We start from the raw sequence: 12,290 nt of genomic DNA, 5'->3' as shown, positions 1-12,290 counted from the left end.
CTCTGGGGTTAAGCCATGTATCAAACAAGCCGTGAAATTAACTTGCAAAACGCAGTCAGCGTTGCGCAGGCTGGCTTGTCTGAAATTGCTAAAGGCGAGACGGTATTTGATATGTCCGCTTTAGCCGTGGTAGATTCGTCTGTGGTTGCCATCATGCTTGATTGGCAACGTGCAGCCTCTGTGGTCGGTAAGGCCATGGAATTCCATTCCGTGCCTGCCAATTTGCTTAGCTTAATTTCATTGTATGGTGTTGCCGAATTATTAGGTATGTCGCCATCCGCAGCCGAGCGACATTGAAGCTAACTTCCGTTTAGCGTCCCATCCGGCCGCGTTGATTCTTGCAGGCTTGAGACAATCCGGTACCTGAAGCAAAAATCCCCTATAATCAAAGGTTTTCGCCATCTCTTTGGCGCATTCTTGATAAGCAAGCTAGTCCGCTAGCACTACAACGTCCTCATGGCCGCCATACAAATTACCAATGTTGAAAAACGCTACCAGTCGCTACAGGCGCTGGGCGGTGTCTCGCTATCGATAGAAGAAGGCGAATTTTTTGGTTTACTCGGCCCGAATGGCGCCGGAAAAACTACGCTCATTTCTATCATCTCGGGACTGAATCGTGCTGACGCAGGTCAGGTGAAAATTCAAGGGCATGATGTCGTCACCGATTACCGTGCGGCACGTAAAAATCTTGGCGTCGTTCCGCAAGAATTAGTGTTCGACCCATTTTTCACCGTGCGTGAAACTTTACGTATGCAATCCGGTTATTTCGGTTTGCGTAACAACGATCCGTGGATTGACGAGGTCATGCACAATCTCGATCTGACCAACAAAGCCGATACCAATATGCGTGCGTTGTCTGGCGGAATGAAGCGACGCGTACTGGTGGCACAGGCGCTGGTACATAAACCGCCAGTGATCGTACTGGATGAACCGACTGCAGGTGTTGACGTCGAATTGCGCCAGACTTTATGGCAGTTCATCTCACGGCTAAATAAAGAAGGCCACACTGTCGTACTGACCACGCATTATCTGGAAGAAGCGCAGGCGCTTTGCAATCGTATTGCGATGCTGAAGTCCGGCAAAGTCGTCGCGCTCGATAGCACCGCAGCACTGATCAAGCGTATTTCAGGATCGCAGTTAAAAGTCACTGTCAATGCGCAAACCGCCGGCAACTTCCCGGATAGCCTGCGTGGCTTGATTACACATCAGAGCGGTAATGACTATGTATTGCGTGTTACCGATTATCTGCAGGTAGAGCCGATACTGGCTGCGTTGCGCACAGCAGGTGCTGTGATTGAAGACCTGCAATTGCAGCAGGCCGATTTGGAAGATGTCTTCCTGCAAATTATGGGGGATGGAAAATGATCGGTTTTCAAACGCTGCTCTATAAAGAGGTCTTGCGTTTTTGGAAGGTTGCGACGCAGACTATTACCGCACCTATCATGACCGCTTTGCTGTATTTGCTGATATTTGGTCATGCGCTTGAGGCTCATGTGCAAGTCTACCCGGGAGTGAAATACACGGCCTTTCTGATTCCCGGTCTGGTGATGATGAGTGTCTTGCAGAACGCTTTTGCAAATTCGAGCTCATCGCTGATTCAATCCAAAATCACCGGCAATCTGGTATTCATCTTGTTGCCCCCTTTATCTCACTGGGAAATGTTTGGCGCCTATGTTATCGCATCAATAGTGCGAGGACTTGCTGTTGGTACGGGCGTCTTCCTGGTGACGGTGTGGATTGCAGACCTGAGTTTTGTTGCACCGTGGTGGATTGTTATCTTCGCCTTGCTGGGCGCTGCGATGCTCGGTACGATGGGCCTGATCGCTGGTATCTGGGCGGAAAAATTTGATCAACTGGCCGCGTTCCAGAATTTCCTGATCATGCCTGCCACCTTTTTGTCCGGCGTGTTTTACTCGATTCATTCCTTGCCACCGTTCTGGCAAACAGTGTCCCGCTTCAATCCATTTTTCTACATGATTGATGGCTTCCGTTATGGTTTTTTCGGACACTCTGATGTCGACCCGATGACGAGTCTTGCCGTCGTGCTGATTTTTTCATTTGCACTGACTAGCATTGCGATTTTGATGTTGAAGCGTGGATACAAACTCCGGCATTAATCTGCCAGCTGTCTATCAAAGTGGCTGCTTGCTGACGTGGACTGTATGGCCGACTGCACAGCAAACGTATTAATGTACTGAATTAAATTAAGTTGAAAGAATGACCGTGTTTCCTACTCCCGAACAAATTAAAAAATATATTGCCGATGGACTGGCATGCAGCCACCTCGAAGTCGAAGGCGACGGCCAGCATTTCACCGCGGTGATTGTTTCTGACGCCTTTACCGGCAAGCGCCTGATACAGCGTCATCAATTAGTCTATGCTGCGCTCGGCGATCGTATGCGGGAAGAGATTCATGCATTATCGATGAAAACCTTAACTCCAGAAGAATTTCAAAAATAATGGATAAATTATTGATTACAGGCGGACAACGCCTGAATGGTGACGTCAATATTTCTGGCGCGAAAAATGCGGCTCTGCCGATTCTGTGTGCCGGTTTGCTGACCGCTGATGACGTGATTCTGCATAACGTCCCGTCACTGCAAGACGTGTCGACCATGCTCAAGCTTTTAGGGCAAATGGGTTTGCGTGTCACTCAAGAAAATGGCGTCGTCACATTGAACGGTGCAGCGATTGACAGACTCGAAGCGCCTTACGATATGGTGAAGACCATGCGTGCATCGATTCTGGTGTTAGGACCATTGCTGGCGCGTTTTGGCGAGGCAAAAGTGTCCCTGCCAGGCGGTTGTGCGATTGGCTCTCGCCCTGTAGATCAGCATATCAAAGGTCTGCAAGCCATGGGTGCGGAGATCACGATCGAAGCTGGCTACATTCATGCAAAAGCCAAACGGCTCAAAGGTACCCGTGTCGTGACCGATATGATTACCGTGACCGGCACCGAGAACCTGCTCATGGCGGCGACACTGGCAGAAGGCGAAACCGTCCTGGAAAATGCAGCACGTGAGCCAGAGGTTACAGATCTTGCTCATTTATTGGTATCGATGGGCGCCAAGATTGAAGGCATCGGTACAGATCGCCTCGTTATTCAAGGTGTTGATCGCTTGCACGGCGCAACGCACACCGTCATTGCCGACCGGATTGAAACTGCAACTTTCCTGTGTGCGGTGGCCGCAGCAGGTGGCGACATTACCTTGAAAAATGTCCGTAGCGATATTCTCGATGTCGCACTCGATAAGTTGCGCGAGGCTGGTGTGATATTGACCAGCGGTACCGACTGGATTCGTGCGCAAATGGGCGGTCGTCCAAAAGCAGTCAGTTTCCGCACCACAGAATACCCGGGATTCCCGACCGATATGCAGGCGCAGTTCATGGCCTTGAACTGCATCGCGCAAGGTAATAGCCGAGTCACTGAAACGATTTTTGAAAATCGTTTTATGCATGTGCAGGAAATGAACCGCCTCGGTGCCCTGATCGACATCGATGGCCACACCGCTACGATTAGCGGTGTAGAAAAACTGGTAGGCGCCCCCGTGATGGCAACCGATTTGCGTGCCTCGGCCTCATTGGTGATTGCCGGTCTGGCAGCAGAGGGTGACACACTGATTGACCGCATCTATCACCTAGACCGCGGATACGATCGAATGGAAGTCAAATTGTCTGCCGTCGGCGCACAGATTAAGCGCGTGAAATAATGTTGACTCAACTCACACTCGCCTTATCCAAAGGCCGGATTTTTGAAGAAACATTGCCGCTGCTGGAAGCCGCAGGTATACGTGTCACAGAAGATCCGGAAAAATCACGTAAGCTGATCCTCGCTACCAATGATCCTGCGATTCGTGTCATTATCGTCCGCGCTTCTGATGTGCCAACCTATGTCCAATACGGCGCTGCCGATCTGGGGGTGGCCGGTAAAGATGTGTTGCACGAACACGGTGGCGAGGGCTTGTATCAGCCAGTCGATCTGAATATTGCAAAATGCCGCATGTCGGTAGCGGTGTCTGCGGGGTTTGACTATGCGAATGCCGTCCGTCAGGGCGCACGCTTGCGCGTTGCCACCAAATATACCGAAACTGCGCGCCAGCATTTTGCCAGTAAGGGCGTACACGTTGATCTGATCAAATTATACGGCTCTATGGAACTGGCACCGCTGGTGGGGCTGTCCGACGCTATCGTCGATCTGGTCAGCACCGGCAGTACTTTACGCGCCAATAATCTGGTCGAGGTCGAGCACATCATGGATATTTCATCGCGTCTGGTCGTTAATCAGGCTGCCCTGAAAATGAAGCGCGAACGTTTGCAGCCCATCGTCGAAGCCTTTGAGCGCGCCTCCAAAAAATAAACGAGAACATCATGTCTGAATCAGTATCTGCAAGCTCCACGTCCTCCCTCTCTATCCGGCAACTAGATGCGAGCGAATTAGGGTTTGCACATAAACTCAGTAGCTTGCTGGCATTTGAGGCAAGTGAAGATGCAGCGATTGACCAGGCCGCAGCACAGATTTTGGCAGACGTAAAAAAACGTGGCGACATTGCTGTATTGGAAGCAAGCAATCGCTTTGATCGCCTGAGTGCGACAAGTGTGGCGGCTCTGGAGTTGAGTCAGCAAGAAATGCAGGCAGCGCTGGCTTCACTGACACCAGAGCGCCGCGCAGCATTGGAAGCCGCTGCCGCGCGGGTACGCTCCTATCATGAACAGCAAAAAATCGAATGCGGTTCTGCGGGCTTCAGTTACACCGAAGCCGATGGTACCGTGCTCGGTCAAAAAGTTAGTCCCCTGGATCGCGTCGGCATTTATGTCCCGGGCGGTAAAGCGGCCTATCCTTCATCCGTTTTGATGAATGCGATTCCCGCCAAGGTGGCTGGCGTCAAAGAAATCATCATGGTGGTCCCGACGCCGGATGGTATCAAAAATCCTCTGGTACTGGCTGCTGCGGCAATCGCCGGTGTTGATCGTGTATTCACAATCGGCGGCGCGCAGGCGGTTGGTGCCTTGGCGTATGGTACCGAGACTATTCCGCAAGTCGATAAAATCGTCGGTCCGGGAAATGCCTATGTCGCTGCTGCCAAGCGCCGTGTGTTTGGCACGGTCGGTATTGACATGATCGCGGGGCCATCTGAGATCTTAGTGATCTGTGACGGCACGACCGATCCTGACTGGATCGCCATGGATTTGTTTTCTCAGGCGGAACATGATGAGCTCGCGCAATCGATTTTGCTTTGCCCGGATGCGGCCTATATTGACGCGGTAAGGGCGAGTATCGACAAGTTGTTGCCTGGCATGCCGCGTCATTCAGTGATCCGTACTTCACTGACCAATCGCGGCGCCCTGATCAAGGTCAAAGACATGCAGCAAGCATGCGATATTGCGAATGACATCGCAGCAGAGCATCTGGAAATTTCTACCGACAATCCACAGCAATGGGCGGATCAAATCCGTCATGCCGGTGCCATGTTCCTTGGCCGCTTTTCCTCTGAGTCGCTGGGGGATTACTGTGCTGGCCCTAACCATGTATTGCCAACTTCACGTACCGCACGATTCTCTTCGCCGCTGGGTGTCTACGATTTCCAAAAACGCTCATCGATGATCTATGTCAGCGAGCAGGGCGCTCAGACACTGGGTCGCGTGGCCGCTGAGCTGGCATATGGTGAGGGCTTGCAAGCCCATGCACGCAGCGCCGAATTGCGCTTGAAATGACAGTATGAGCAGTTGGCGTAATCAGATATTTTGTGAAGATGCGCTAACCGGTTTAGCGCGAATCCCCGACGCTAGTGTCGACCTGCTACTAGCTGATCCGCCTTATGGTTTGGGCAAGGATTATGGTAACGATTCAGACAAAATGGCGTCGGCAGATTATCTGGCGTGGACCGAGCAGTGGATAGATGCTGCACTCCCCAAGCTGAAAGCTAATGGCAGCTTGTATATTTTTCTGACATGGCGCTATTCGCCCGAAATTTTCGTGATGCTGAAACAGCGTATGACGATGATGAACGAAATCGTCTGGGACAGACGGGTACCATCGATGGGTGGCAGTGTGCGCAAGTATTCGTCGGTGCATGACACGATCGGGTTTTTTGTCAAGGCGAAGGATTATTTTTTCGACCTGGATGCGATCCGTATCCCTTACGATGCCGAGACCAAAAAAGCGCGCAGCCGGAAAATTTTTGAAGGCGCGAAATGGCTTGAGCTTGGGTTTAATCCTAAAGATGTCTGGAGTGTTTCGCGCTTGCATCGTGAACATGCTGAGCGGGAAGATCATCCTACCCAAAAGCCGCTGGAAATCGTCGAGCGTATGATTAAAGCTTCATGTCCAGTTGGCGGAATCGTACTGGATCCGTTTATGGGAAGCGGTACAACGGCGGTGGCAGCGCGTAACTGCGGGCGTGACTATGTGGGATTTGAACTGAACGAAGAATATTGTGAACGCACTGCAGCGCGGCTCGATAGTCTGGCAGTGCAGGTTTAGGCAAGACAGGTGTTTGTTCTTTTGAAGGTCATGGTTTGATCTTGATGTAGGTCTGATTTAGCTAATAGCAAAAGAGTATTAGGGGAGTATAGCCAAAAACACTATACTTCCCGCACATTAATAGTGGGCTTCGTTTTTATACTGGCTGGAGTATATTTTGTCGTTGATTGAAAACATCATCCGTTCTGACGTGCGTGCTTTGTCTGCTTATCATGTGCCGGACTCCGCGGGTTTCGTGAAACTCGATGCGATGGAAAATCCTTACACCTTGCCAGACGCACTCAAGCAGGAGCTTGCACAGCGCCTCGCCGCTGTTGCGTTAAACCGCTATCCGGTTCCGTCTTATTCTCATTTAAAAACAGCGATTAGCCGTCAGCTCGGTGTACCTGCCGGGTTCGACGTCGTCTTGGGTAATGGTTCGGATGAGCTGATCAGCATGGTCTCGGTTGCGTGTGCCAGGCCTGGTGCCAAAGTGCTGGCCCCGGTTCCGGGTTTTGTGATGTATGCGATGTCAGCACGTTTTGCCGGACTTGAATTCGTTGGCGTGCCTTTGCGCCCTGATTTTACTTTGGATGTGGCGGCGATGCTGAGCGCGATCACCGAGCACCGGCCAGCAATTATCTATCTTGCTTATCCGAATAATCCTACCGGCACCTTGTTTGAGGTTGCAGAGATCGAAGCGATTTTGCATGCGGTTGGCGACACCGGTGTGGTGATCGTCGACGAGGCATATCAGCCTTTTGCTCAAACCAGCTTCATGCCACGACTCGCCGAGTTCGCCAATCTGGTGGTGATGCGGACGGTATCCAAGCTTGGTCTGGCTGGCATACGCCTTGGCTATATGTCGGGCAGTGCTGGCTTGATGCAAGAATTCGAAAAAGTGCGTCCGCCCTATAACATCAATGTACTGACCCAGGCCGCTGCAGAGTTTGTGCTGGAGCATGTCGATATCCTTGATAGCCAGGCTGCAGAATTGCGTAGCCAGCGCAGCGAATTAAGCGCTGCGCTGACGAGTTTGCCCGGAGTGCAAGTATTCCCGTCGGCAGCAAATTTTGTCTTGATACGCGTCGCTAAAGCGGAACAAGTCTTTGCCAAATTGCTCGAACAAAAAATTTTAGTCAAAAATGTGGGTAAAATGCATACTCTGCTGGAAAATTGTCTGCGTATTACCGTCAGCACTCCGCAGGAAAACGCGCTGTTTTTAGCAGCCTTTATCGCCGCCCTCCAGGCGTCTCAGTAGTTAAGTTTAACTCTCTCAAAATCATGCAAGCCCAACGCACCGCCGAAGTAAGTCGTAACACCAACGAAACCCAGATCCGTGTCGCTATCAATATTGATGGTACAGGTAAGCAAAAGCTCAATACTGGCGTGCCTTTTCTGGATCACATGCTGGATCAAATCGCCCGCCATGGTTTGATTGATCTGGACATTGAAGCGGTTGGTGATTTGCATATCGATGCCCATCACACGGTAGAGGATGTTGGTATCACTCTGGGGCAGGCGTTTGCGAAAGCCATCGGTGACAAAAAAGGCATACGCCGTTATGGCCATTCCTATGTGCCACTGGACGAAGCGCTGTCGCGCGTCGTCATCGATTTTTCAGGCCGTCCGGGATTGGAGTTTCATGTGCCCTTCAAACGTGCCATGATCGGTGCCTTTGACGTCGATCTGACCCACGAATTCTTTCAAGGTTTCGTGAATCACGCACTGGTGTCGTTGCACATCGATAATCTGCGCGGCGATAATGCCCATCATCAATGCGAAACAGTGTTTAAAGCGTTTGGCCGTGCCCTGCGCATGGCAGCAGAGCTAGATCCGCGTGCAGCCGGAACAATTCCGTCGACCAAAGGTAGCCTGTAAGTAAGTCTGTTTTTTCAGCCTGCTCTGGTTCGTTGTTCTGTTTCACTGCGGTAGTTCACTGTTGTAGCTAACTGTTGTTGCACACTGATACAGCTCACTTAATTTAGTCAAACAAGCATGAATAAAATCGTTGTAGTCGATTACGGCATGGGCAATTTGCGCTCGGTAGCGCAAGCCCTGCGCGCAGTTGCACCCGAGGCGGATGTCCGTATTTCTGGTGAAGTCGCCGATATCCAGTCTGCTGATCGGATTGTGTTACCAGGCCAGGGTGCCATGCCAGATTGCATGAGCAGCCTGCGCGATTCTGGTGTGCAAGAGGCTGTGATGACGGCTGCACGTAATAAACCCTTGTTCGGTGTTTGTGTGGGCGAGCAAATGCTGTTTGATCTCAGTGAAGAAGGTAACACACCGGGTCTGGGCTTATTGCCGGGCAAGGTCGTGCGCTTTGCTCTGGACGGCCAGTTACAAGACGACGGCTCGCGTTTTAAAGTGCCGCAAATGGGCTGGAACCGCGTCAAGCAAGCACAGGCGCAGGGACACCAGCATGTACTCTGGCAAGATATCGCGGACGATGCCTACTTTTACTTCGTTCATAGCTACTACGCGCAACCTGCCAACCCGGCACATATCGCTGGCATTACCGAATACGGCACCGCATTTGCCTGTGCGGTTGCCAGAGACAATATTTTTGCCACGCAATTTCATCCCGAAAAGAGTGCAAATGCTGGCTTGCAACTGTATAAAAACTTTGTACACTGGAACCCTTGACGATTGATTTCGTCAAAACCTTTTAGTTAATTTCTATCGTTATTTTCTATCTACTTAGTTCGCTTTAACTTACCTACACTCATAAAGCCATGCTGCTCATTCCTGCTATCGACCTGAAAGACGGTCACTGCGTACGCCTTAAACAAGGTGATATGGACCAAGCCACCGTATTCTCGGATAACCCCGCTGATATGGCGCGCCATTGGCTGGAACAAGGCGCACGTCGCTTGCATCTGGTGGATCTGAACGGCGCTTTTGCGGGCAAGCCAAAGAATGAGGCTGCAGTCAAGGCCATTATTCAGGCGGTGCGTGATTTTGCTGAAGAAAACGAGATCGAAGAAATTCCAGTCCAGCTCGGCGGCGGTATCCGTGATCTGGATACGATAGAGCGTTACCTCGATGACGGTATCAGCTACATCATTATCGGCACTGCTGCGGTCAAGAATCCTGGTTTTCTGGCGGATGCCTGTAGCGCGTTCCCGGGACAGATCATCGTCGGCATTGACGCCAAAGAAGGTAAGGTAGCGACGGATGGTTGGAGTAAGCTCTCCGGTCATGAGGTGATTGATCTGGCGCAAAAATTTGAGGGCTACGGCGTTGAATCGATTATTTATACCGACATTGGCCGTGACGGCATGATGGGCGGCGTGAATATCGATGCGACTGTCAAGCTGGCGCAGGCCGTCAGCATTCCCGTGATTGCCTCCGGCGGCGTGCACAACTTGCAAGACGTTGAGGCTTTGTGTGCTGTTCAGGGGGAGGGTATTGAGGGCGTTATTTGCGGCCGTTCAATTTATGAGGGCACACTGGATCTCGCTACGGCGCAAGAGCGTGCCGACGAACTCGATGAGCTGGCTGGAAGTGCTCAAGACAGCGAAGAAGATTAAGCATGGCTTTAGCGAAACGTATTATCCCTTGTCTTGATGTGACCGCTGGCCGTGTCGTCAAGGGGATTAATTTTCAGGAATTGCGCGACGCCGGGGATCCGGTTGAAATCGCGCGCCGCTACGATGTTCAGGGAGCGGATGAAATTACCTTCCTCGACATCACCGCATCCAGTGACGGACGTGACCTCATTTTACCGATCATCGAGGCGGTCGCTTCCCAGGTATTTATTCCTTTAACTGTAGGTGGCGGTGTACGGACAGTCGCTGATGTACGCCGCCTGCTGAATGCCGGTGCGGACAAGGTCGGTATCAATACCTCGGCGGTGACTAATCCTCAATTAGTTTTTGACGCTTCGCAGAAGTACGGCTCTCAATGTATCGTGGTAGCGATTGATGCGAAACAGACAGCGCCGGGCAAATGGGAAGTCTTTACACATGGTGGTCGCAATGCAACCGGCTTGGATGCGGTTGAATGGGCACAAAATATGGCCCGACTTGGCGCAGGTGAAATCTTGCTGACTAGTATGGACAGAGACGGTACCAAAGTAGGATTTGATCTCGGTCTCACACGTGCCGTGTCGGATGCAGTATCTATTCCGGTGATCGCTTCCGGCGGTGTCGGCGGTTTGCAAGACTTAGCTGACGGCATCAAAATCGGCGGTGCCGATGCCGTATTAGCGGCAAGTATTTTTCATTACGGTCAACATACCGTGCAAGAAGCCAAAGAATTTATGGTGGCGCAGCAGATAGCGATGAGACTGTCATGAGTGCGTCAAAATGGTTGAATAAAGTACGCTGGGACGAGCAGGGTTTGGTGCCTGTTATCGCGCAGGAAGCATCGAGTAATGACGTACTGATGTTCGCTTGGATGAATCGCGATGCGCTGACTAAAACAGTCGAATTAGGCGAAGCCGTGTACTGGAGCCGTTCTCGCAAGAAGCTCTGGCACAAAGGTGAAGAATCCGGTCATATTCAGAAGGTAGTAGAAATCCGTCTCGATTGTGATGAAGACGTCGTCTTGCTGAAAATTGAGCAAGTCGATAGCATCGCTTGCCACACAGGGCGTCATTCGTGTTTCTTCCAGAAATTTGAAGGCAGCGTCAGTGATGGCGATTGGCAAGCTGTTGATCCGGTCTTAAAAGATCCGGAAACGATCTATAAGTAACCTCCACAATTGATAAGTCATATCGTATGAGTGAAACCCTAAAGCGCTTGGCTGAAGTGATAGAGAGCCGCAAACTTGCCAATGGAGGCGATCCTGCGACCTCGTATGTGGCACGTTTGTTTTCCAAAGGCGACGACGCGATTTTAAAAAAAATTGGCGAAGAAGCGACTGAAACCGTGATGGCGGCGAAAGACGCGCGCAGCTCCGGTGACAAATCCAAAGTCTTGTATGAATGTGCTGACCTCTGGTTCCACTCTATGGTACTGCTTGCTCAATTTGAGCTGACACCGCAAGATGTCTTGAATGAATTAGCAAGACGCGAGGGCTTGTCCGGACTTGATGAAAAAGCAGCGCGTTAGGAATAAATGTTTACTTGAACAGACCCTAGTGCTTAAAAAATAAGAGGACACCGTGAGCAACTGTATTTTCTGCAAAATCGTAGCGAAACAAATTCCATCGAGTGTGGTGTATGAGGATGATGAATTTCTGGCCTTCAAGGACATTCATCCGGCAGCGCCTGTACATTTTTTGATTATCCCTAAGCAGCATGTCGAGACCCTGTCAGATACGTCTACAGAACATATGTCCATGCTGGGTAAGATGCTGGCCCTGGCGCCGCGTCTGGCAAAGGAGCAGGGTTGCGGTCTGAGCAGGGATGCTGACGGACAGGTTTCCGGTGGTTACAAAACCTTAATTAACACCGGTCCAGACGGTGGGCAAGAGGTGTATCATCTGCACATGCACGTCATCGGCGGTCCACAACCGTGGCGCGGGCAGCGTTAATTTGTATTGAATGTCGAACATTTAAAAAGTAGCTTCGACGACGATTCTTACTCTTCAGTATTTTGTCAGAGCGTGAACGCTCACATTAGGAGAAATCATGGGTTCTATGAGTATTTGGCACTGGTTGATCGTGCTAGTTGTTGTGATGCTGGTTTTTGGCACCAAAAAATTGGGTAACATCGGCTCAGATCTCGGCAAAGCGGTGAAAGGCTTCAAAGATGGCGTCAAAGGTGAAGAAGAAAAACCAGCGGCTACCCAACAAGTTGCCGATAAAACGGCTGGCGCGACAATTGATGTCGACGCTAAAGAAAAGTCCAAGCAATAATCTATGTGTTATTCCGGTCTA

Annotated in this window: 17 protein-coding genes; all 17 read left to right on the top strand. The window is 50.9% G+C overall.

Features of this window, described 5'->3' with window-relative positions; translation table 11 throughout:
• The first annotated feature begins 15 nt into the window (after positions 1-15).
• On the top strand, positions 16-297 hold the full coding sequence (locus ACO0K3_RS15525) for an STAS domain-containing protein (protein ID WP_422986117.1): 282 nt from the start codon (positions 16-18) through the stop codon (positions 295-297).
• A gap of 159 nt (positions 298-456) precedes the next feature.
• Complete coding sequence (locus ACO0K3_RS15520) at positions 457-1,365, top strand: ABC transporter ATP-binding protein (protein ID WP_422986115.1); 909 nt, start codon at positions 457-459, stop codon at positions 1,363-1,365.
• Entirely contained in the window at positions 1,362-2,117 is a 756-nt protein-coding gene (locus ACO0K3_RS15515) for an ABC transporter permease (RefSeq protein WP_422957335.1), read from the top strand. Before ACO0K3_RS15520 ends, ACO0K3_RS15515 begins: the two co-directional genes overlap by 4 nt.
• Positions 2,118-2,223: 106 nt before the next feature.
• Positions 2,224-2,460 (top strand): BolA family protein, encoded by a 237-nt coding sequence (locus tag ACO0K3_RS15510; protein WP_422961249.1) that lies wholly within the window; start codon positions 2,224-2,226, stop codon positions 2,458-2,460.
• On the top strand, positions 2,460-3,710 hold the full coding sequence (gene murA, locus ACO0K3_RS15505) for a UDP-N-acetylglucosamine 1-carboxyvinyltransferase (protein ID WP_422961248.1): 1,251 nt from the start codon (positions 2,460-2,462) through the stop codon (positions 3,708-3,710). Before ACO0K3_RS15510 ends, murA begins: the two co-directional genes overlap by 1 nt.
• On the top strand, positions 3,710-4,357 hold the full coding sequence (hisG, locus tag ACO0K3_RS15500) for an ATP phosphoribosyltransferase (protein ID WP_422957332.1): 648 nt from the start codon (positions 3,710-3,712) through the stop codon (positions 4,355-4,357). The genes murA and hisG overlap by 1 nt, the downstream gene beginning before the upstream one ends.
• 11 nt (positions 4,358-4,368) lie before the next feature.
• Complete coding sequence (gene hisD / locus ACO0K3_RS15495) at positions 4,369-5,712, top strand: histidinol dehydrogenase (RefSeq protein ID WP_422986113.1); 1,344 nt, start codon at positions 4,369-4,371, stop codon at positions 5,710-5,712.
• Positions 5,713-5,716: 4 nt separating this feature from the next.
• Positions 5,717-6,481, top strand: coding sequence for a DNA-methyltransferase (locus ACO0K3_RS15490; protein WP_422986111.1), 765 nt, complete (start codon positions 5,717-5,719; stop codon positions 6,479-6,481).
• A gap of 157 nt (positions 6,482-6,638) precedes the next feature.
• Positions 6,639-7,721 (top strand): histidinol-phosphate transaminase, encoded by a 1,083-nt coding sequence (gene hisC / locus ACO0K3_RS15485; RefSeq protein WP_422986109.1) that lies wholly within the window; start codon positions 6,639-6,641, stop codon positions 7,719-7,721.
• A 23-nt stretch (positions 7,722-7,744) separates the two neighbouring features.
• Complete coding sequence (gene hisB / locus ACO0K3_RS15480; protein WP_422986107.1) at positions 7,745-8,341, top strand: imidazoleglycerol-phosphate dehydratase HisB; 597 nt, start codon at positions 7,745-7,747, stop codon at positions 8,339-8,341.
• A gap of 117 nt (positions 8,342-8,458) precedes the next feature.
• Positions 8,459-9,109 (top strand): imidazole glycerol phosphate synthase subunit HisH, encoded by a 651-nt coding sequence (gene hisH / locus ACO0K3_RS15475; RefSeq protein WP_422986105.1) that lies wholly within the window; start codon positions 8,459-8,461, stop codon positions 9,107-9,109.
• Between the two features lie 89 nt (positions 9,110-9,198).
• Positions 9,199-9,996 (top strand): 1-(5-phosphoribosyl)-5-[(5-phosphoribosylamino)methylideneamino]imidazole-4-carboxamide isomerase, encoded by a 798-nt coding sequence (hisA, locus tag ACO0K3_RS15470; RefSeq protein WP_422986103.1) that lies wholly within the window; start codon positions 9,199-9,201, stop codon positions 9,994-9,996.
• A gap of 2 nt (positions 9,997-9,998) precedes the next feature.
• On the top strand, positions 9,999-10,763 hold the full coding sequence (gene hisF / locus ACO0K3_RS15465) for an imidazole glycerol phosphate synthase subunit HisF (RefSeq protein ID WP_422986101.1): 765 nt from the start codon (positions 9,999-10,001) through the stop codon (positions 10,761-10,763).
• Positions 10,760-11,161, top strand: a complete 402-nt coding sequence (hisI, locus tag ACO0K3_RS15460; RefSeq protein WP_422986099.1) for a phosphoribosyl-AMP cyclohydrolase — start codon at positions 10,760-10,762, stop codon at positions 11,159-11,161. The genes hisF and hisI overlap by 4 nt, the downstream gene beginning before the upstream one ends.
• A 26-nt stretch (positions 11,162-11,187) precedes the next feature.
• Positions 11,188-11,520 carry a phosphoribosyl-ATP diphosphatase gene (locus tag ACO0K3_RS15455; RefSeq protein ID WP_422986097.1) on the top strand — a complete coding sequence of 111 codons (333 nt, stop codon included), beginning with the start codon at positions 11,188-11,190 and terminating at the stop codon, positions 11,518-11,520.
• 52 nt (positions 11,521-11,572) lie between these two features.
• Positions 11,573-11,944, top strand: a complete 372-nt coding sequence (locus tag ACO0K3_RS15450) for a histidine triad nucleotide-binding protein (RefSeq protein WP_422986095.1) — start codon at positions 11,573-11,575, stop codon at positions 11,942-11,944.
• 97 nt (positions 11,945-12,041) lie between these two features.
• Positions 12,042-12,269: a Sec-independent protein translocase subunit TatA gene (gene tatA / locus ACO0K3_RS15445; protein WP_422986093.1), complete on the top strand. Its 228-nt coding sequence runs from the start codon at positions 12,042-12,044 to the stop codon at positions 12,267-12,269.
• Positions 12,270-12,290: the final 21 nt, after the last annotated feature.

This window comes from Undibacterium sp. Rencai35W (assembly GCF_049340185.1).
GTDB lineage: Bacteria > Pseudomonadota > Gammaproteobacteria > Burkholderiales > Burkholderiaceae_D > Undibacterium.
Note: the sequence above shows the minus strand (reverse complement) of the source record. Positions and strands in the feature narration are given on the sequence as shown.

Excerpts from the sequence above, each read along its gene's own strand:
- ACO0K3_RS15525 (WP_422986117.1), top strand. The coding sequence starts at position 16 with ATGTATCAAACAAGCCGTGAAATTAACTTGCAAAACGCAGTCAGCGTT.
- ACO0K3_RS15520 (WP_422986115.1), top strand. The coding sequence starts at position 457 with ATGGCCGCCATACAAATTACCAATGTTGAAAAACGCTACCAGTCGCTA.
- ACO0K3_RS15515 (WP_422957335.1), top strand. The coding sequence starts at position 1,362 with ATGATCGGTTTTCAAACGCTGCTCTATAAAGAGGTCTTGCGTTTTTGG.
- murA (WP_422961248.1), top strand. The coding sequence starts at position 2,460 with ATGGATAAATTATTGATTACAGGCGGACAACGCCTGAATGGTGACGTC.
- hisG (WP_422957332.1), top strand. The coding sequence starts at position 3,710 with ATGTTGACTCAACTCACACTCGCCTTATCCAAAGGCCGGATTTTTGAA.
- hisD (WP_422986113.1), top strand. The coding sequence starts at position 4,369 with ATGTCTGAATCAGTATCTGCAAGCTCCACGTCCTCCCTCTCTATCCGG.
- ACO0K3_RS15490 (WP_422986111.1), top strand. The coding sequence starts at position 5,717 with ATGAGCAGTTGGCGTAATCAGATATTTTGTGAAGATGCGCTAACCGGT.
- hisB (WP_422986107.1), top strand. The coding sequence starts at position 7,745 with ATGCAAGCCCAACGCACCGCCGAAGTAAGTCGTAACACCAACGAAACC.
- hisH (WP_422986105.1), top strand. The coding sequence starts at position 8,459 with ATGAATAAAATCGTTGTAGTCGATTACGGCATGGGCAATTTGCGCTCG.
- hisA (WP_422986103.1), top strand. The coding sequence starts at position 9,199 with ATGCTGCTCATTCCTGCTATCGACCTGAAAGACGGTCACTGCGTACGC.
- hisF (WP_422986101.1), top strand. The coding sequence starts at position 9,999 with ATGGCTTTAGCGAAACGTATTATCCCTTGTCTTGATGTGACCGCTGGC.
- hisI (WP_422986099.1), top strand. The coding sequence starts at position 10,760 with ATGAGTGCGTCAAAATGGTTGAATAAAGTACGCTGGGACGAGCAGGGT.
- ACO0K3_RS15455 (WP_422986097.1), top strand. The coding sequence starts at position 11,188 with ATGAGTGAAACCCTAAAGCGCTTGGCTGAAGTGATAGAGAGCCGCAAA.
- tatA (WP_422986093.1), top strand. The coding sequence starts at position 12,042 with ATGGGTTCTATGAGTATTTGGCACTGGTTGATCGTGCTAGTTGTTGTG.